This is a genomic window from uncultured Capnocytophaga sp., assembly GCF_938029845.1.
In the GTDB taxonomy this organism is placed as follows: Bacteria; Bacteroidota; Bacteroidia; order Flavobacteriales; family Flavobacteriaceae; genus Capnocytophaga.
In genome coordinates this window covers 1-20097 of sequence record NZ_CALHGG010000156.1, presented here as the reverse complement: position 1 = coordinate 20097, position 20097 = coordinate 1, and the positions used below count along the sequence as shown (strand labels likewise).

Annotated in this window: 14 protein-coding genes, 1 tRNA gene and 1 pseudogene; 11 read left to right on the top strand and 5 right to left on the bottom strand. The window is 41.1% G+C overall.

The window, feature by feature from the left end; all coding sequences use genetic code 11:
* The 5 genes from Q0625_RS11730 to Q0625_RS11710 all read left to right on the top strand — a co-directional run.
* Positions 1-695 (top strand): hypothetical protein (locus tag Q0625_RS11730; protein ID WP_298827506.1); only part of this gene is annotated, 695 nt, incomplete at its 5' end.
* Between the two features lie 23 nt (positions 696-718).
* Positions 719-1669, top strand: a complete 951-nt coding sequence (locus tag Q0625_RS11725) for a DUF4300 family protein (RefSeq protein WP_298827503.1) — start codon at positions 719-721, stop codon at positions 1667-1669.
* 17 nt (positions 1670-1686) lie between these two features.
* Positions 1687-2784: a hypothetical protein gene (locus Q0625_RS11720; RefSeq protein ID WP_298827500.1), complete on the top strand. Its 1098-nt coding sequence runs from the start codon at positions 1687-1689 to the stop codon at positions 2782-2784.
* Positions 2785-2934: 150 nt separating this feature from the next.
* Complete coding sequence (locus Q0625_RS11715) at positions 2935-4971, top strand: M13 family metallopeptidase (protein WP_298827498.1); 2037 nt, start codon at positions 2935-2937, stop codon at positions 4969-4971.
* Between the two features lie 177 nt (positions 4972-5148).
* On the top strand, positions 5149-5568 hold the full coding sequence (locus tag Q0625_RS11710) for an HXXEE domain-containing protein (protein ID WP_298827495.1): 420 nt from the start codon (positions 5149-5151) through the stop codon (positions 5566-5568).
* A gap of 95 nt (positions 5569-5663) precedes the next feature.
* Here Q0625_RS11710 and Q0625_RS11705 read toward each other — a convergent pair whose 3' ends face one another.
* From Q0625_RS11705 to Q0625_RS11685, 5 genes are all read right to left on the bottom strand, one after another.
* The gene (locus tag Q0625_RS11705; RefSeq protein ID WP_298827490.1) at positions 5664-7364 is read right to left on the bottom strand and encodes a DUF4302 domain-containing protein; all 1701 of its coding nucleotides are present in this window, start codon (positions 7362-7364) and stop codon (positions 5664-5666) included.
* Between the two features lie 3 nt (positions 7365-7367).
* Entirely contained in the window at positions 7368-8411 is a 1044-nt protein-coding gene (locus Q0625_RS11700; RefSeq protein ID WP_298827487.1) for a substrate import-associated zinc metallohydrolase lipoprotein, read from the bottom strand.
* Between the two features lie 10 nt (positions 8412-8421).
* Positions 8422-9957 carry a RagB/SusD family nutrient uptake outer membrane protein gene (locus tag Q0625_RS11695; RefSeq protein ID WP_298827484.1) on the bottom strand — a complete coding sequence of 512 codons (1536 nt, stop codon included), beginning with the start codon at positions 9955-9957 and terminating at the stop codon, positions 8422-8424.
* Positions 9958-9976: 19 nt separating this feature from the next.
* Positions 9977-13138, bottom strand: coding sequence for a SusC/RagA family TonB-linked outer membrane protein (locus Q0625_RS11690; protein ID WP_298827481.1), 3162 nt, complete (start codon positions 13136-13138; stop codon positions 9977-9979).
* A 148-nt stretch (positions 13139-13286) separates the two neighbouring features.
* Positions 13287-13357 (bottom strand) — tRNA-Gln (locus tag Q0625_RS11685).
* A 147-nt stretch (positions 13358-13504) separates the two neighbouring features.
* Here Q0625_RS11685 and Q0625_RS11680 point away from each other — a divergent pair.
* From Q0625_RS11680 to Q0625_RS11655, 6 genes and pseudogenes are all read left to right on the top strand, one after another.
* Positions 13505-16792: a DUF2723 domain-containing protein gene (locus Q0625_RS11680; RefSeq protein ID WP_298827479.1), complete on the top strand. Its 3288-nt coding sequence runs from the start codon at positions 13505-13507 to the stop codon at positions 16790-16792.
* 44 nt (positions 16793-16836) lie between these two features.
* Positions 16837-17772 carry a hypothetical protein gene (locus Q0625_RS11675; protein ID WP_298827474.1) on the top strand — a complete coding sequence of 312 codons (936 nt, stop codon included), beginning with the start codon at positions 16837-16839 and terminating at the stop codon, positions 17770-17772.
* Positions 17773-17781: 9 nt separating this feature from the next.
* Positions 17782-18228, top strand: coding sequence for a hypothetical protein (locus tag Q0625_RS11670; protein WP_298827472.1), 447 nt, complete (start codon positions 17782-17784; stop codon positions 18226-18228).
* A gap of 84 nt (positions 18229-18312) precedes the next feature.
* Entirely contained in the window at positions 18313-18555 is a 243-nt protein-coding gene (locus Q0625_RS11665; RefSeq protein WP_298827470.1) for a hypothetical protein, read from the top strand.
* Between the two features lie 232 nt (positions 18556-18787).
* On the top strand, positions 18788-19480 hold the full coding sequence (locus tag Q0625_RS11660; protein WP_298827467.1) for a hypothetical protein: 693 nt from the start codon (positions 18788-18790) through the stop codon (positions 19478-19480).
* Between the two features lie 13 nt (positions 19481-19493).
* A pseudogene (locus Q0625_RS11655) lies at positions 19494-20097 on the top strand (carbamoyl-phosphate synthase large subunit); the annotation flags it as partial.

Genomic DNA, 20097 nt, shown 5'->3' with positions numbered 1-20097 from the left:
AAGACTCTTTTTTAAAAAGCAAAACTTTTTTTGAAATAAATACTTCTGAGGGTAGTTTATCTGAGATACTATTTGATCAAAATTCAAAGTTTAATATAGAACTTAAAAGGGTAATTTTTAAAATGTTAGGTAAAATAAATGAGTTTGAAGAAGATTTTGAAACTCTTAATGAAATAAAGAGACATTATCCTGATGAACACAATGCTTTTTGGGGAGCTCACTTTGAAGTTACAGATGAGCGACATATCAACAGTGAAGAGAAATATCACTCATTTAAAAAGCAAAAGATACAAAATATTACTAAGGGGATTGAGATTTGGGAAAGACGGTCGTTTCTTTTTAAAAGAATAGAGTTATGTCCAGAGATAGAAACTCAATTGAAAAGTGTTGGTAGTATTAAACAAATATTAAGAACACTTTTACTATTAGATGACTATTGTGTAACATCTTGGAATAATGGAAGATTCAACTATAATAACGCAAGAATTTTTAATTCAGCATTAGACATTTCTACTGAATCACCTTCGACAAATAATAATAGCAAAAAGAAACAAGAGCGGGTGTTTAAACTGCCTAATGGGAAAACAAAATGTTTTGATTTGCACATAAAACCAAAGAAAAATTTACGCATCTATATTTTCCCTGATAATCTCAAAATATACATAGGTTATATAGGATCTCACTTACCTATCTAATCTAAAGAAAAATGATTAAAAAAATGAGAAAAATTGTATTGACCCTACTTTCCTTGGTTGCTGTTGCCTGCCAAGAGAAAAAAGCCCCTACTACAACAGCGGAGGAAACCCCTCAAGTGGCTCAAGAAAAGAACACGCCAACGCTGACCTATTCTAACTTAGTAGATACACCTACTCAAGAAAAAGTGCAGCAAGCGCTTATCGCTGCTGGGATATCTGCTTCTAATGCTTCCGCTTTCTTGGAGAGTGTAGCACTCTTTAATCAGACAGCTGGAGCGAAAGCAAACCTTGTCCCAGAGGGCTTTGTAACTATCGATAGCCTACTGCCCAAGTATGATGAGGTGGCTATACAAACCGATTGGATGAACAAATATCCTGCCTTTCAGGGGTATAATTGCCGCTTGACTTCCTTTACACTTTTGCGCGATCTGATTGCTTTTTCTGATAAGAAGTTTGCCACTAAGGGAGAGGACGAAGTACTCTTTATAGACCGTGAGTCTTTGCGCAATGCTCCTAAAAAGCTCTTTACCCCAGCCGAGGAAAACGATTTTTTTGCACTCTTTACCGAGGTGCCTACTACCAATACCAAGGATATAAACACTCATTTGCAAGCCATGCAACGTGCTTGGAAGGAGCGGGGTATCACTTTCCGTTATAAGGGAGACCCTGCCAAGGCATCACTTATCTCAGCTGTTTTCCATTCCCAAATCACCCCAGAGGAAAATATGATTTTTGTGGGACATGTGGGGGTATTGGTACCCTTCGAAGGTAAACTGCTCTTTGTAGAAAAACTCGCTTTCCAAGAACCCTACCAAGCCATTATTTTTGCCAACCGTACCGAGCTGAGTGATTACCTAATGAACCGCTATGATGTGGAATGGGAGCAGCCCAATGCGATTCCTTTTATCATGGAGAATGATCAGCTAATGGACGGCTATCGCCCTAACCCGTATAAAGGAGTGAAAAGTGAATAGTTACTTCCCTAACCCCTATGAAAAAGATATCCCTTATCCTCTTAGCTTTATGGCTTTTTGCCTGCAAGCAGACAACTCCTATCACTGAACAGCCTATGAGCCCAGAGATAGAAGCAAAGCTCTATGAACTGCTCAAGAGAGTACCCTATACCTCTCAAGAGGATTCTGATAGCGGATTTTTCTATAGCGGTAGTGTTGTAGATACTGCTGTATATCTAGATCCTGTCTTTGGGAGGGTAGATATTTCTCTACTCCCCAAGACAATAGAATTCAATCCCTATGTCTTGAGATTTTTTTCCTATGACCAGCTACTACTGAGTGAGCACCTCACTCCAGCAATACATAAGCTCACTACTGAGGAGATAGCTCGCTATTTTGATGTATATATTTCGGCTATAGATAACCAATACTTTACAGGAGAAAAAGGAGAAAAAGCCAATCCTGAGAAGGGTTCTGTCTATCTTCCTTTTAAGGAAGTAACCTATTTGCTCAAAGATGGCGTATGGAGCAAAGGAGCCACTTTCTCCGCTACTACAAGAGAAGAAATCGGAAACCTTGTGATCAACCAAACAGAATATATGTTGGGCATTATTGCCCCTTACAAGGATATCTGCCAAGTGGATAACCCCAATGAACTTTCTGAGAGGATTGTTCGCTTGGGAGCATATGACTTAGAGCAGCAGCTTCATAGTTGTGACCTCAATGGAGATGGTAAGGCGGATCATCTCTTTTCCTTTGCCGAACAAGAGGATAGTCCTAATGCAATTAGAAAGGTGGTATTGCTTCTTAGTCAGGAAGGGGAACATAAGTATAAGCTCCTGATAGCACCTGATTTTTGTTATAAGGACTGGCCACTCCACCAAATCGTCTGCAAAGGCGAATATTTCACCTTGGAATTCAAGGGAAACAATTTTCCGGCGGAGGCCTATATCACCTTCAAGTATAACAAACATGCAAATGATTTCTTTCTTCATCGTTATGGATATATAGATCTCACCGGAGGAGAACAAGGGTCTAAAAAGGAAGTACAACTTACCACGAAAGACTTTGGAGAGGTTTACTTTCAAGATTTTTATATAGAAGAATTTGACCATATGATTGATGGCGAATTTTAATGAATGACGAGTATATACCAAAAAAAGAAACATTTCAACGATTGGATAGAAAGATTGAGGAAATAATTATGATTTAACTTTTTTGTTTTAAACTTTCTTTGTAATTTTGCTCTTTGAATTTCAAAACTAACGACTCAAAACTCAATGAATATGAACAAATTTTACATCTATTCGTGCCTCGCCCTAATGGTGGGCTGTGGCAACCCTACTAAAAAAGATAACATGAAAGAAGAAACCACAGACAAAGGTCTTGATCTCTCGGCTATGGATACCTCCGTACGCCCTCAAGATGATTTCTATAACTATGTCAATGGGGGGTGGATGAAAACCGCTAAGATTCCTGCTGACAAACCCTCTTGGGGTACCTTCTATATGCTGAGAGAGGAAACTGATGAGCAGTGTCTCTCCCTCTTGGATAACCTCCTTAAGGAAAACTATCCCGAAGGCTCTGAAGGACAAAAAATCCAAGCTATCTACAAGACCTATATGGATATGGATGCCCGCAACAAGGCAGGATTGGAACCTCTTGATCCTTATTTGAAGAAAATAGAGGCTATCAAAAACCTAGCTGATCTACAAACCTATTTGGAAGAGGCTACTCCACTGGGAGAAAATCCTGTATGTGGCTGGGGTGTCTATGCCGATATGAAGGATTCCAACCAGAATGCAGTGTATTTGAGTAATTTCGGTCTGGGATTAGGTCGTGACTATTACCAAAAACAAAGTGAAAGCAACACCGAAGCAATTGGCAAATATCAGGTGTTTGTAGCGGATATCTTTAAGCTCCTTGGCGATGCTAATGCTGATGAAAAGGCACAAAAACAAGTGGCTTTTGAGAAAGACCTTGCCAAGCTTATGCTTACCAATGAGGAAGATCGTGATCCTAACCTTAGTTACAATCCTCAGACGATGAGCGAGCTTTCTAAGTTGGTAAAGAATCTTAATATTCCTGCCTTGCTTAAAAAAGTAGGGGTGAATACCGATAAGGTGATTGTAGGGGAAATACGCTTGTACAAAGAATACGATAAGTTTGTCAATGAGAAGAACCTCTCCCTACTTAAGGATTACCTCCGTTATAACTTAGTAGCAAGCAATGCGGGATATCTCAATGGGGCTTTGGACGAACTTTCATTCAACTTCTATAGCAAATACCTCAATGGACAGCAGGAACAACGCCCTATGAATAAGCGTGCGCTTTCTCTTATCAATGGGGTAGTAGGAGAGGCTTTCGGAAAACTCTATGTAGAGAAATATTTCCCTGCTAAAGCCAAAGAAGAAATGGTTACTTTGGTGGATTACCTTAAGAAAAGTTTCGCAGAGCATATCAAGAATGTTACTTGGATGAGTGATGCTACCAAGGAAAAAGCACTCCATAAGCTCAGTACTTTCAAGGTAAAAGTAGGTTATCCAGACAAGTGGAAGGACTATTCTAAGATGACCCTCTCTGCCGATGCTTCACTCTTTGATAATTTAGTGAAGGTAACCCAGTGGGCTTACCAAGAAGAGTTGGATAAGGTAGGTAAGCCTGTGGATAAAACTGAATGGGGTATGACTCCACAAACGGTTAATGCTTACTACAATCCGCTCTATAACGAAATCGTATTCCCTGCGGCTATTTTGCAAGCACCTTTCTTTAGTTTTGAAGCAGATCCTGCTGTGAACTTCGGAGGAATAGGAGCGGTAATTGGTCACGAGATTACTCACGGATTTGATGATAGTGGTGCTCAATTTGATGCAGATGGAAATCTACAAAACTGGTGGACACCTGCTGACAAAGAGAACTTTGAAAAGGTAACCAAAGCCTTGGCGGCTCAGTTTGATAAATATGAACCTGTAAAGGGTATCTTCGTCAATGGTACCTTTACCAATGGGGAGAACATTGCCGACCTTGGAGGGGTGAATATAGCCTTTGATGCGCTCCAAATGTATCTCAAAGACCATGGTGCTGTGGCTGATATCAGTGGGTATAACCAAGATCAACGCTTCTTCCTCTCTTGGGCAACTGTATGGCGTACACTTTCTACAGATCAGTATATGACCAATCAGGTAAAAACGGATCCTCATACCCCAGGCTACTTCCGTGCTTTTGCTCCTCTGACTAATGTGGATGCTTGGTACAAAGCCTTTGATGTAAAAGAAGGAGACAAGCTCTATCGCAAACCAGAAGACCGTGTAAAAATATGGTAAACCCTTTTTAAGGTAAAAGATAAAAAGTAAAAGGTAAAACACTATTACCTTTTACTTTTTTGTTTAAAATGGATATAATATAATACTTTTCAAATAATTTAAAAAAATGGAATCCTCTTTTTTGGAATTTGAAACGCATGCAACAGAACTATATTACAGCATTAAAAGTAAAAATATATGCAAACAAATAAGTATCTATCACTGTGGTTTCCAATGATGGGACTACATGCCTTACATCAAGTAGAAGAGAGTATATCTTTTTGGCAGTGGTATATTGATTTTGTAGATAAAATACCTTCTTGGTTACAACTTCCAAGGATATTGGAGAATGCACATTTGACAATTGCTCACCCTGAATATTTCATAGGAGCTTCCATAGGGCAACTTGCTTTAGTAGCTCTTATCGCTTTTTTGTGCCGAAAGAGTGAAAAAGCCACGAAAATTGCTCTTGGAATATACCTTATAGGACTTAGCTTCTTTTTGGTATGGCACATTTTGATAAGCTATTTTACTCATTCTTATTCTCCTATAATGGTAACTTGTATTATAGGTGTGTATTTCATCCCCAAATGGAGTTGTCAGTTATTCAGAAAATGAATTGCAATTGATTTTTTATCAATTAGCTATAAATGTAAAAAAGAGAGATTATAGTAATTTTCTATAATCTCTCTTTTGTTTCTATCAATCATTCATTACTGCTCTTGTGTATAGAACCAAATATCCGGATTCTTGACACTAGTCCAGCCTAAGGTGCCACTGCCATAGTCGGTCATGGTATAGGGGACATTGTCGGTAAATACTTTTACTAAAGGTTCTAAGTAGGTATAGTTTTTCCAATTGGTATTTTCTCGGAGATTAGCTTTCTCTACCATATTCAGCTGGTTAGCGTTGCAGGCTACCCCAAGGTAATCCATGTTAAGAACTACATTCACATGAGTACTAGTTCCTCCGGCGGTAGGAGTACGGGTAAGATAGAAGTGGAAACCAGCAGCATTACCTTCTTTGCCAAAGTAAATTACAGGGTTGAGCACTTCCCTTACCCTCGCACTATTTACTGTACGACTACGGCGTCTTACCCCCTTGTAAGCGGTAAGTATAGTTTCACTTACATAGTTAGAGGCAAAGGTGATCGTTGTACGTTTGGTCGTGAAATTATAAGGCAAGCGGGGTAGGCGAGGGGTGGTAACAAAGCGCACTTGGCTATCCTTGGTACTTACCCATTGATACTGTCTGCCATTGTTATTGACATTCGTAATCTCATAAGGGGCGTACTGTATAAGAGCATCTACCAGAGGATAGAGATTAGCAAATACATTCCAGTTAAGACTACGAACGCCCTCCACTATATTTACTTGGTTGGGTTTGCCTACTACGGGTAGGAAGTCCAAAGTATAGCGTGTAGTAGCATTTTCGTAGAAACTGAAAGTGATACCCGACTCTTCAGTATTGAAGCCTACACGTATCTGTGGGCTTGTACTATAAGCGGTGTTACTATAAGAAAAATTCTTATATCGCTGGTAAAGAGAGGCAAAAATAGTGTTGGATCCACAGTTATCTTCGGTGAGGTTGAGCCAAAGAGAGCGGGAATTGAAGTCATAGGGGAGTGTATAGCTTAAGGCCGCTTTATGCTTGCCGTCAAGGGTGGAAAGCTCTTGGTTATCCTCTGAGAGGACAAACTCGGTAAAGGTATATCCTCCTATGGTAGTAGGTTCATAGAGCTTTAAGCCCTTTTCTGTATAGGCAAAAGCTACTTTTTGGGTACTACCCTCTGTGGTAAAACTCAACTGATGAAGTGTAGGGTGGAGTGTAAGGGCTACTTGCTTTTGGTCAAGGGTTATCGGAGCGATACCCACACTTTTGAACAAAGAAGTTCTTTGGCGTATTTTTGCCAAGTAGGTAGCCTTATTTCCCTTAAAAGGGGAGAGGGTCATAAGGTTATTAGAGCGCTTACCACGTAGTGAAAACACCCCATCTTTGTAGGACTGTATCTCAAACTGGTTATCTCCTTCCTTTCCGTGGGGGAAAAGGAAAGAGGGTTCTACAAAGTAGTGCAATACCTTATTGTAAGTATCAAAGGAAAGGATTGCTTTCTCACCAAAAAGGAGAGAGTAGTCTGAGGTCTCTTCCGTAGGGAGCACTTCAGAGGAGGCAGTTACCTTGCCTCGAGCGAAAGAAACAAGGAAATTGTATCCCCCATAGGACTGATTTTCTCCAGCATAGAGGGTTAGTAGCCATTGGGGCGTACCCTCAAGGGTGGAGGCATATTCAGAGAGGGTCTGGTTGGTACGTTGTACATAGCTAGTACCTTTGCCATAGACAGCTTCTTCCTTTTGGCTACAAGCACTCAAAAGGAGAAGGATTGCTGAAAGGAGTATATATTGCTGTTTTTTCATAAGTTACCATTCATATTTAGTGAAATCTTTTGTCTGCAATAGGGCATGACGCCTATGGATTTCGTTACGGAGGGCATCAAGGTCAATGTTCCACTCACCTTTGAGGTAGTTCTTAACCATGGTGATTTTCTTAAGAAGAATCTCTTTGCCTGTATAGGTTGCATTAGCATCGTTCTTTCCATCGGCTTTGGCAAGCTCTTCTTCCCAGATGTATCCTTTGCGGAGAATCTCTGTTTTCCAAGTATTGTAGGCAGTATCGTTCAATCCATCTCCATCGGTGTCAAGGGTTACATCGGTGGTGTTGCAGCCGCATTGGTTTTTCTGATAGTAGATGATGTAACGTGCGATAGTCTCTACGAAATCCTCATGAATATTATCGCTGGCATAGGCACTGATAAAGCCCGACTTGAGGTAGGTTTCTCCCGTCCAAGAGCGTGTCCATGCGCCCCCTTTGTAGTCGGCTATGGAGAGCTTCTCGAACTCCTTAGGGACAATCTTAACCTGTTCCAAAAGGTGAGACGATTCATGATAGATAAGACGTAGCACCCTATTGTCAATGTTCTTGATTTCGGTAGGGTCAGTCGTATTGGGGTTTATGTTGTTGACTCCTAGCATCTCTATCTTTACCGCATTGGTAGCCAGTCCATTATAGGCTGTTCCTACATCGGAGAAAGCACGGGAACCTATGAAAACCAACTCTTTAGGAGAGTAGTTTTGTAGGAATCCCTTGGGGGTGAGCATTGTATAGGGTTCATAATACATATACTTGAGGAAGTTGGCCATTTGTAAGGCTTTTTCCGCAGAAGGAGGAGCTACATAGCGAAACATATTACGGCTGATGTTGTTCTCCGAGAATCGGTATACAATATTCACATTATATGGTTGGGTGAATTTCTCGATGATGTATCGGTCAAGCTCTGTACGATTCTTTATTTCCTCTGGTGAGGAGAGTTGTACAACACTCTGTGATTTGTCGGGTGTGTCCTTGCTACAACCTACATAGAGTAGGGCAAGTAGGAGGGGTAGGTATAATTTTAATCGGTTCATAGGCTTTGTTTTATCGGTCATTTTGTTGCATTCCAGCCGCTACCACATCTACTGGGAGGGGTAGGGTACGGCGCTTATCATCTTTGGAGAGTACCCCCTTGATATAGGCGGTACCTTCGTTATCGAGTTGGTGGCGGTAGATTTCTATGCCATAGCGACGAATATCATACCAGCGCAAGCCCTCGCCCAAGGTGAGTAATCTACGGCACTGCAATAGGAAATGGAGTAGGTTTTCTTGGGTACTATTTATAGCAAAATCAGGGTATAGCCTCTTTTTCTGAGTGGCATAGCTAAGGAGAGTAGTGGTATCATAGGAGGCATACGCCATACGCTGATAGGCAGTGGTAATCTCTGCTTGGGTAAATTCTCTTCCTGAGGCGAGGTATCCCTTGGTAAAATAGCCCAAGTCAGCCACTGCAGCAGCATATTTCCCTTGGAGAATACGTGCTTCGGCACGTACCAAAAGGGTCTCATCGGTGGAGAAAAGGACGATTTGCGAACGATTATTCACATAGGTGGGGTACTTGGTATAGGTGTATTTGCTAATTTCAGTACGATAGCGTTCGAATGCCTTATCATTATAGTTATTTTGCCAAAGATTATGTTCATCTCGGAAAGTCTCTCTTAGGGAAAGAGCGGCACCATGGGTAAAACGAGCCACTGAAGAACCATCAATGTAACCAGTAGCATTGGTATGAACGGTGGCAAGCATGAGATTAGCCTCTACATCGTCACGGGTATATTCCTTAGCATGTGCATCTTCACTGGAGAGTGCTTGGAAAGCGCTCCAATTGCGCAGTGTGGTAGGAGTCTCTCCTAGTACTGCAGTGGCCATCTCTTCGGCTTTGTCCCATTTTTGGTAATAGAGGAAGAAGCGTGCTGCAAAAGCTTGTGCTGCTCGTCGGTTGAAGTGTAGCTTAGGTACTTTGTAGTAACTATCATTGATTAGGGGGAGTCCTTGGGTAAGATCTCTTTCTATGTACTGATATACTTGGGCTACTGTATTGCGAGGGCGCTGGGCTTGGAACTCATTGATAGGTTCGTCAATATAAGGAACCCCAAGGTCAGTGGCGCTACTTTGGGTATTGTAGTGCTTGCCAAAGAGATTGACAAGGACAAAGTGAGCATAAGCGCGTATCACAAGGGCTTCTCCGCGGGCAGCTCGTAGGGCGGGGGTATTGCCCCCTAAGCGGTCAATGGCTTCCAAGGCTATATTGGCATGGTAAATCATGGAATAGTTATCACTCCAAAGGTTTCGCAAGCCATCACGGGCACCATACTCATGGAAATTCTGTTCCCAATAGGCCAATTCGCTAACGAAAGGCAGCGTGCGGCGGTTGTTAGCACCTATATCATCTATATTGTCAGAGGAGAACTCCGTTACCACGGCAGTAGTACGGTTGGGATAGGCACTCACCAAGAGTTTTTGTATCTTATCGGCGGAATCTAGTTCCACACGGCTGTCAGGATTCTTGTCTAAGAACTTGTTACACCCTACAAGGCAAAGCAAAAGTAAGGTAAGTAGAGGTATGTGATTTCTTTTCATAAGGTTCGGTATTAAAAGGTTATAGACCTACACGTAGACTGAAAGTCAGCTGTTTAGGGTTAGGGATAAAGGAAGAACCGGTAGAGAACTCAGGATCAGCCCCATTGAGCTTCTTGTCAGCATAGAGCAAGAAGAGGTTGGTGGCTTGTAGCTTCATGCTTAAGCGTTTGATTCTTATTTCCTTGAGCAAGTCTTTGTCGAACTCATATCCTAAAGAGATTTCTTTCAGACGAATGAAGTCCCCTTTGGCTATACGTACATCGGAATAATTGTAAGCAGTGTAAGCATATTCCAAGTTAGGCATATTGTCTCTTTGGAAAGAGGAGGCAATAGCAGGTACTTGGGTACGGTACTCATCACCAGGTTGCATCCAGCGGTTAACAAACTCCTTAGGGAGTGCTAGCGCATCATTGTCATAATTGGCTTTGAAGGCGGTAGGCAAGCGCAATACATTTCCAAAGGAATATGTTAGAAGTACATTGAGTGAAAGCCCCTTGTAGGTGAATAGGTTACCTAAGCTTCCTACATCGGTAGGCTTGGTAGTACCAGAATAGGAAAGGAAATCGAGGTTGTCTCGCTGGTCAAAGCGGATACCATCTATAGTAGTATTTCCATTAGAGTCGGCAAAAGTAGGCAGTCCTTCGCTGTTGAGTCCGCGGAAAGGAATCGAGAAGATAGAACTTACAGGATATCCTTCCTTGGAGAATCCACTACCACGCACCATATCGGAGATAGAGGCATCTACATAGAGCTTAGTGATTTTGTTTTCATTCTTAGCATAGATAAAGGTAGTAATCCAAGAAAAATCCTTGAGCTTGATATTTTGAGTTTGCAAGCTGAGGTCTATTCCGTAAGAGTGCATTTGGGCGACATTGCCTACTCTGAGTATAGTACCGCTAAGCCCTTGGGTAGGTACACGACCTATGAGGTCATAGTTTTGGCGCGTATAGCCATCAAGAGCTAAGCTGATACGATTGTTGAAGAAGCCCATTTGCACCCCCATGTTTAGCTCTTGCTTTTTCTCATAAGTAAGGTCATAACTAGCAGGATCACTTACCTTAAGAGCTGTTTCACGGGTACGCTCATTGCTACGCCAAGGAATGTCTCCCATGATTTTCACCAAGGAGGTAGGTGCAGAAGGACTTTCAGGAATGACCCCAAAAGAAGTCTTGAAAGACAGCTGGGAGACAGCGGTATTTTTAGGGAAAAAGTTTTCCTTGGTGACATTCCAAGAGAAAGCAAGGTTCCAAGTAGGCATCCAGCGAATATAGCGAGAAGCACCAAACTGATTGGTACCATCGTAACGGAAGATACCCTCCAAGGTATAGCGGTCAAGGAAAGTATAGACAGCATTGGAGAAGAAAGCTGCATTACGAGAGGTGGTACGGGTAACTGTATAGTAGTTAGGTGATTTGCTTTCCTGTATTTGCTTGAAAGCCTCATAAGAGAAATAAGAGATCTCGCCTAACTCATACATTAGACCGAAGTTCTTACCCCAATCCTTGCTGCGGTAGGTGTCATTGGTTTCTGCACCTCCTAAGAGCTGGATCTTATGTTTTCCTCCCTCGAAAGCATCTTTGTAGCTAAGGGTTGCTCGGAAGTCCTTGCCAGAGAGTAGACTTTCGCTTTTTTCACGAATACCCCCTTCGGGTAGGACAGTACGTTTTACGTCAAAATCATCATAAGGATCTTCGTATAGGAACTCATTGTTCTTGAGCATGTTTAGGTTGTCTGCAGCACGATAAGCTCTTGCTATGTTGGATTGCTCAGTTTGGTTAAGCTCGTGGGAGATACTCTGATACTTGATTGCCCCTAGAGCAGTGGCCTCTACCTTGGGAGTAATAAGCCAAGAGAGGCGTCCTTGTATCTTGATATCCCCTATATGGCTGTCGGTATAGTTGTTTTCCAATTCCTCGAAGATATTCATAGGAGCGTATCTATAACGATAAGCTACTTTTGGGTCTAGGGTACGGGAGGTGTTTAGCGCATAGGAATAAGGGTTAAGCTCTAGATCGGAGGATACTTTTCCTGTGAGGGGATCCATATTTCCAGGGGTGCGTCCTTGGCGATAAGCTCCATTGACAATTAGGTTAAAACTTACCTTTTGGCTAAGCTTATAGTTCGCATTCAGATTGGCAGTATAACGGTCATTGTGGCTGAACTTCATCCATCCTGGGTCGGAGAGTACACTTATGGAGGCGTAGTAGGAGGCCTTGTCACTTCCGGTAGAAAGGCTCACGGCATGGTTTTGCATTACCCCTGTTTGGAAGAGTTTGTCAAACCAGTTGGTATTGCGATATTCGGCAGCTCTTAGATAAGCTGTTTTGGCTGCTTCTGTGTTGTCAAGACCAAATTTCCCGTCTGCGCCTGCAGTATTGAGTAGTTCGTACATACGTGCAATTTCCCCTTTGTAACGTCGGTTGGTAAGGGTTTCATAAGAGAAATTACCCCTGCGAAGCATCTCCATATAGAAATCCATTTGTTCCTGCGAGTTCATGATATTGAAATTGTCGTAGGAAGGGATCATTCTAAAGGTGGATTCGTTGGTATAGGTGATATTGTTGGTGCCTTTGGTACCCTTACGAGTGGTTACTAATACCACTCCAGCTACTGCACGTGGCCCATAGATAGAGGTTACCGAAGCGTCCTTAAGCACCTTGAAGGAAGCAATATCATCGGAGGTGAGTCCTCCAAGAGCGGAGGCAATGAGTAGTTTGGCATCGGAGGAAGAGAGCGCATCGGGGGAGAGTTCCACTCCATCGTCAAGGATTACGCCATCTACCACCCATAGGGGTTTGCTTTCCCCATAGATGGACGAAGGGCCACGCACATTGGTACGTGCCACGGTACGCTCTTGCGTAGGGGTCGTGGGTTGCGCACTTGCTTGTGTGGCCTCCATAATTACATCCAAGGTGTCGGAAGCCCCTAGGGGATAGGCTACTTCTCGGAGTCCTAGAGAGGAGAATACCAAAGTGGCTCCTTCCTTAACCTTGAGGGTATAATAACCCTCTGTATTTGTCTGTGTGGTTGTCTCAGATATTCCTTTGACAAAGACTACCACATTGGCTAAGGGTCGTCCCTGCGTATCCTTGACTGTTCCATGAATATTGCGTTCTTGAGCAAAGCCCCGAAGACCTCCCAAGAGAGCAAATAGTAAGCAAATACCTATTCTCATTTGCATATATACCAGTTTTTGTTTTTGGACGGCAAAAATACAAAAATAATGGAAATAAAAAAAGAAACTACCTTGATTCAGGTAGTTTCTTTCTAAATAACTTTAAACTATAATAATATGATTAACCCAATTCAGAAGAATTATTTGTAAAAAGTTGGTCTACAAGGACTCGAACCTTGAATAACAGAACCAAAATCTGCTGTGTTACCATTACACCATAGACCATCTCTCAATTGCGGTGCAAAGGTACAACTTTTTTTGAAACCTGCAATACTTTGCGTAAAAAAAATAAAAAAATTTTTTTCTCCCTATTTTATTAGGTGGATAAGATAAAAATGCTTAACTTCGCTCCGTTTTTTTAAAAAGATAAAAATGGACTTACAAAAGGACTTTCATAAGTATAATCTCATAATAGGTTGGGGGGTATTCCTCATTGCCTTGATTACCTATGGACTTTCGGTAGAGCCTACCGTAAGTTTCTGGGACTGTGGGGAATACATAGCCACATCGGCTAAGCTGGAGGTAGGACACCCTCCTGGGGCACCTTTCTTCCAGATGGTGGGTGCTTTCTTTGCCTCTTTTTCTCCTTCCCCTGAGATGACGGCTCTTTTTGTAAACTTTATTTCGGTATTCTCCAGTGCCTTTACTATATTATTCCTATACTTTATTATTGTAAATTTCACCAAGAAGATAGCGCTTTCCCAAAAGGAAACGCTTTCCAATGCTCAGGTGATTACCTTATATGGTAGTGGAGTAGTGGGTGCCTTGGCTTATACCTTCTCCGATAGCTTTTGGTTCAATGCTACGGAGGCAGAGGTGTATGCGATGGCGATGCTCTTCATGTCGGTTATGTTCTGGCTAGGGCTTAAGTGGACAGATAACTTGGATACACCTCGTGGAGATAAGTGGCTGTTGCTCATTGCTCTTGTGGTAGGTCTCTCCTTTGGGGTGCACTTTATGGCGCTCCTTACCATTCCTGCTATTGGTATGCTCTATTTCTTCCGTTCTCATTTTAAGAAGAATGTCACGAACTTTATCTTGGCGAATATCATCTCTATTTCTATATTGCTGCTTATTTTTAAGCTAATACTTCCTTATACCTTAGCCTTATTTGGTTATACAGAGGTGTTCTTTGTCAATGAGTTGGGGCTACCTTTTAATTCAGGAACTATCTTTATAGGGGTATTGATTATAGGAGTTTTTGCTTTTGTCCTATGGCAAGCACAGAAGCACCAAAAACGATTGTTACAGACAGCCACACTCTGCCTACTCTTTGTTTTTGTAGGGTTCTCTTCTTGGCTGATGATTCCTATCCGTTCCAATGCCGGTACGGTGATCAACGAGAATAGTCCTACCGATGCACGTTTGCTCTTGGCTTATTACAACTTGGAGCAATATCAAAAGACCTATCTCTTTGTAGGGCCTATGTACTCGGATCAGTTTGCTATCTCAGAAGATTATATGGATGAGAAACCTAAGTATGAGCGAGACTATAAGACAAATAAGTATATTATTGTAAATAACTACAAGGATGCTTTGGATGCTCCTAGTCCAGATCATGTAGGTCTGTTGCCTCGTATGTGGAGTAGCGAACATGCCGCCAACTATATGAGCCTGACCAGTCCGCTAAAGTATAGAATCAGTCCTGAATATATAGGAAATGAAAAGGTAGAACAACTCAGCCGACAACTTCAGTCAGTCGTATATGCAGGTGATTATGAGCAATATGTACAGCTACTTCGCCGTTACCAAGGGATATTTATTGTAGAAAAACCTTCCTTCTGGGACAACTTGAAATTCATGTTCAGCTACCAGTTTGATTATATGTATTTGCGCTACCTCCTTTGGAACTTTGTAGGTCGCCAAGATGATATACAAGGAAAAATCAGCAATAACCATGGTAACTGGATTTCAGGTATTTCCTTGATAGATGAGTGGCACACAGGCTACCCACAGGATCACCTCCCTTCCGATGCACAGAATAACCGTGGACGTAATACGTATTTCTTTTTGCCGTTGCTACTGGGATTGGTAGGGCTCTTCTTCCAGTTTTCCTCTAGCAAACGCCAATGGTGGGTGGTTTTTATCCTATTCCTATTTACAGGCTTGGCACTGAAGGTATATCTCAATGAGCGTCCTTTCGAGCCTCGTGAGCGTGATTACGCTTTGGTAGGATCGTTCTTTACCTTTGCTATTTGGATAGGGATGGGAGTATATGCACTCTATTCACTTTTGGAAGAAAAGATGTCCTTTAAGGGCATGGCTCCTGCAGTAGTATCGCTCTGTCTTATTACTGTGCCAGCTCGTATGCTAGCCGAGAACTGGGATGACCATGACCGCTCCGGTCGCTATACAGCACGTGCTTTGGCTAAGAGTTATTTGGATTCTGTTTCCAAGGACAACGGAGCGATGATTTTCTCCATAGGGGACAATGATACTTTCGGAATGTGGTATATGCAGGAGGTAGAGCATTATCGAACCGATGTAAGGGTGATCAACACCTCGCTCTTAGGAACCGATTGGTATATAGATCAGATGAAGCGCAAAGCCTACACTAGCGACCCTATTCCATCCCAATTGGTACATAGTCAATATGCTTATGGAGTGCGTGATGCTATCTATTTTGATAAAAAAACCGACGATACTTGGCCTATAAAGAGCCTTATAGAATGGATAGGAAGAGAAGATCCTAAGACTAAAAAATTGTTAGATCGCAATGGGGCTCCTGACCTTACTTATTCTACCTATCCAACGAATAAAGTACGTATTCCTGTCAATAAGGAAAATGTTCTTAAGAGTGGTATCGTAAAACCCGAAGATGCCGATAAGATAGTGGATTATATAGATATTAAGCTCCCTTCTGTTGGTATGGGTAAGAATCGCCTACTCATGCTTGATATTTTGGCGAACAATGATTGGAAACGCCCTATCTACTTCACCGGAGGTAGTTATAGTGATGACGAATATATCTGGATGCGTGATTACCTACAACTCGATGGTATGGCTTACAAATTAGTACCTATCAAGACCCCTATTGATAAGGATAACCCTTATGATATGGGACGTATAGACGCCGACCTGATGTATAATATTGTAAAATCTTGGGATTGGGGTAATATGGATGATCCAAATATATACCATGATCCAGAAACACGTCGCAATAGTATTGTATTCCGTGGTAACCTAGCACGCCTTACCGAGACCCTCCTAGCGGAAGATAAGATAGATAAGGCGAAGGATATTATTGATATAGCTACCACGCGTATTCCTGTGGGACACTTGGGATATTACTTTACTTTGGAGCCTTTTATATCAGGTTATTATGCGGTGAAAGAACCCGAAAAGGCCAGAAAGTTATTCCTTCAAGTAGCTAAGAAGTACCAAGAAAAAGTAGAATATTACCTTACTTTCTCTCAGATTAATTTCATAAGACTCTCCGATGAGATTGCCTATGACCTAAGGCGCTATCAGGCACTGCTCATTCCTATTATGGAAGATGAGTCTTTTTATAAGGAGCAATCAGCTATCTATAAGAAGTATATCAACCGCTTGAAGGAATTGGGCAGGTCTTATGGTTTTGCTACCGATGAAGAGGAGGATCAGCCAGCGCCCCCACAAGAGGCGCCAGCTGATACAGCAGATACCGCTCAAGCAAAGTAAGGTTGAGGGTTCGAGCCCCGTTTTTCACTCTTTTTCTTATGGTTATGAAGCAAACACTCTTATTACTTATGTTTTTGTGCCTTACTACTGTGAGAGGACAACATACATCAGGCGAATATAAACTTTCCCTTAGCCAGTATGGTCTCAAGGGGAAGGTTAAGACGCTTATAAGTCATCACGAATATGGATTTTTAACGAGGGATAACTTCAATGAAAAAGGACAACTTGTTAGCTATCAATCTTATAGAGGAGGAAATAAGGTAAGGGAAATTATCTTTGAGTATGCCGATAATGGCAAACTAAAAAAGGTAAAAAGCAATGAATCTCAATCGGTATTTACTCAGTTGCCTAACAATGTAGTGCAGGAGAAAGTCGTTGTAGATATGGGAGGTATCAGGGCGAGTGAAATATACCTCTATACCTATGATAGTAAAGGGAATTTGCTTTCTAAAGAGAGAAGGGCAGAGGGAGGTTATGATGGTATCAACTATAAAGAACTCTACGAATATGATAGTGCAGGTAGGCTTTTGGTAAAGAAATATGACCTTGCCTATATGAAAAACAGAAAAGAATCTTTTGGAGGGAATTATAATGAGAAAGACAATATGGAGGTGTATCAATACGATACTAAAGGACAATTGGAAAAACATATTCAGTATGATACTGACGGGGAAATAGAGCAGATAGAAAACTATAAAGACGGTGTACTTGTGGAAGAACAAAAGCACCTGTTGAGGGATCATTGGAGGAGAACAAAATATATATACAACAATACTACACATCAAATAAGAGAAGAGTATTACGAGGATAAAACAGGCGTAAAACCTTTTTCTGCAAAAGTCTATCAGCTTACTTATGATAAGATGGGGAATCTAATACTAAAAGCCTTGATAGCAGAAGAAACATCTGGGGAAATAGAAAAATTTAAAGGAGACGACATAAAAGTTATAGAGAAGCGAGAAATAGAGTATTATCCGTAAAATTACAGTATGAAATACTTTCCCTTATTTTTGTTGTTTTTAGCTACCTCTTGTGCGGCTCCTAATGGTGCGTATGTGTTCTATGATGAGCCTGCCTATGCCAAGAAAGAAAAGCGATTGCCTATTAATACAGAACAGGCAGCTACACTTTTTGCCCGAAACTATTTTGAACAACACCCATCTGCTGAGAAAGTAACCGCTTATATAGATGTGCTCTTTAGAAAAAAATATATTGTCTCCCCTGATGAGATACGTTATAGAGCTAAGTATGGGGGATATTATTTAACTCCAGATACTTATTGGGTACATGGAAAAACAGGAAAGCTCAAAAAGAACAAGCGATATATACTTTATCTCCCTAGAGTTCGTAGAGCCAGCAAGGTGGGTATATCACGTTTCCGGATAGATTCTTTTACAAAGACATACGTACGGGATTCCCTGCTTAACACACCTTAGTATCATAGGGGATAAGATTTTAAGGAAAGGAAGTCTTTTATCTCAAAAATAATTAGTATCTTTGCCCCATAGAATAGTTAGGTTATGAATACTTTAGATATAAATTCGTCTGTTTTGGAGAAAACAAGGGGTTGTGATGAGGATAATAACCTGAATGAAAGTCAGTTAGAATTACTTTATGCTCAAGAAGAAGAATGGAGAGAGCGGATGAAACACACTGATTTAGAAGCTCTTTTTGAACAACTTAATGAGCTTGTTCCCCAAGAAATAGAAATAGATGTAGAGGCTGCAAAGTTTGATTATCTTATGAAGAAATATTTGGCATAAAGATGAAAAGAATTTTTCAATACCTTGGCAAAATAATTATTGATATTTAATGAACTCACTTAATATTACTTCACCAACTCCCTTAAGTCGTACCTGCGAGAGCTACGAGGTAATATTCTTTTTTATAATACAATAGCTATGTTTTTCTTTTGAAAAATGTAGCTCTTTTTTTAAAACTCAATAAGTAAGAATGCTTAGTTATAAGAAACTATATTATGATAGTATAGATAAAATGGCTAAAAAAATAGCCGATAATTTTGTTGCTGGAAATCTTGTTACAGAGGATATTTTGAAATTTATCAATGAATTATACGATTCGGCGAAAGTAGAACAGAGTTTTAAAACCTCTTCTTTTGAAACAGCTTACCATGCCCCTATTTCAAGTGAACTGGAATTCTATATAGCAAGGATTTTTTATCATCTTTCAGAATTAGAAGGAAAAGAATGGAAAATCTTGCTTAGAAGGCAACAAGGTAAAACAGCTCCTGATATTAGGATTGAGAAAGGAGGAAAAACTATTGCTATTGTTGAAATTAAGGCTAAAGCAGGATGGATTCAACCATTCTTTTCGGAGCAACGCTATAATGTAGATAAAGAAAGATTTGAAAATGGCTCATCTTTTGATCCCGATGCTCTGATTGTAAAATCTAGAGAGCAACTAACAAAATATTTTCAAGTTTTTGCCATTACTAATGATGATATATTTTTGTTCCTGCCTACTTTAGCATTGGTGCATAGAAAAAAATATAATACAACATTAGAAGAATATAGAAGTTATTTTTCTCAGACATCAGGATTTCCAGAGGAAAATCTTATTTTACTATCAGAAAATAAATTACTTGATTTATCACTAGTTATTAAAGGGAAGGAACTTTCCCCTACAAGAGACTTTGAAAAATTACTAGATAAGTTATTAAAAAAATAAAAGCGCTTAACAAATGCCAAAAAGAAACGACCTACATTGTGTTCTGCTTATAGGGTCAGGACCTATCATTATCGGGCAAGCCTGTGAGTTCGACTACTCAGGCTCGCAATCATTACGCTCCTTGCGCGAAGACGGTATCAAAACTGTACTTATCAACTCCAACCCCGCTACGATTATGACCGACCCTTCCATGGCGGATGTGGTCTATCTCAAACCCCTTACTACTAAATCATTGGTAGAAATCCTCAAGGCACACCACGAAATAGATGCCGTACTGCCTACTATGGGCGGACAGACGGCCCTTAACCTCTGTATAGAGGCAGCTGAAAAAGGTATCTGGAAGGACTTCGGAGTGGAAATTATTGGGGTAGATATCGATGCGATTCAAATTACCGAAGACCGCGAGAAATTCCGCGTGTTGCTCGATGAAATTGGTATCCCAATGGCGCCTTCGGAAACGGCTACTTCCTTCCTCAAAGGAAAAGAAATCGCCCAACGTTTTGGTTTTCCACTTGTAATACGTCCGTCCTTTACTTTGGGCGGTACAGGAGCTTCTATCGTCTATAAAAAAGAAGATTTTGATATGCTCCTCAATCGCGGTTTGGAAGCCTCGCCTA

Excerpts from the sequence above, each read along its gene's own strand:
- Q0625_RS11725 (WP_298827503.1), top strand. The coding sequence starts at position 719 with ATGAGAAAAATTGTATTGACCCTACTTTCCTTGGTTGCTGTTGCCTGC.
- Q0625_RS11720 (WP_298827500.1), top strand. The coding sequence starts at position 1,687 with ATGAAAAAGATATCCCTTATCCTCTTAGCTTTATGGCTTTTTGCCTGC.
- Q0625_RS11715 (WP_298827498.1), top strand. The coding sequence starts at position 2,935 with ATGAACAAATTTTACATCTATTCGTGCCTCGCCCTAATGGTGGGCTGT.
- Q0625_RS11710 (WP_298827495.1), top strand. The coding sequence starts at position 5,149 with ATGCAAACAAATAAGTATCTATCACTGTGGTTTCCAATGATGGGACTA.
- Q0625_RS11705 (WP_298827490.1), bottom strand. The coding sequence starts at position 7,364 with ATGAAAAAACAGCAATATATACTCCTTTCAGCAATCCTTCTCCTTTTG.
- Q0625_RS11700 (WP_298827487.1), bottom strand. The coding sequence starts at position 8,411 with ATGAACCGATTAAAATTATACCTACCCCTCCTACTTGCCCTACTCTAT.
- Q0625_RS11695 (WP_298827484.1), bottom strand. The coding sequence starts at position 9,957 with ATGAAAAGAAATCACATACCTCTACTTACCTTACTTTTGCTTTGCCTT.
- Q0625_RS11690 (WP_298827481.1), bottom strand. The coding sequence starts at position 13,138 with ATGCAAATGAGAATAGGTATTTGCTTACTATTTGCTCTCTTGGGAGGT.
- Q0625_RS11680 (WP_298827479.1), top strand. The coding sequence starts at position 13,505 with ATGGACTTACAAAAGGACTTTCATAAGTATAATCTCATAATAGGTTGG.
- Q0625_RS11675 (WP_298827474.1), top strand. The coding sequence starts at position 16,837 with ATGAAGCAAACACTCTTATTACTTATGTTTTTGTGCCTTACTACTGTG.
- Q0625_RS11670 (WP_298827472.1), top strand. The coding sequence starts at position 17,782 with ATGAAATACTTTCCCTTATTTTTGTTGTTTTTAGCTACCTCTTGTGCG.
- Q0625_RS11665 (WP_298827470.1), top strand. The coding sequence starts at position 18,313 with ATGAATACTTTAGATATAAATTCGTCTGTTTTGGAGAAAACAAGGGGT.
- Q0625_RS11660 (WP_298827467.1), top strand. The coding sequence starts at position 18,788 with ATGGCTAAAAAAATAGCCGATAATTTTGTTGCTGGAAATCTTGTTACA.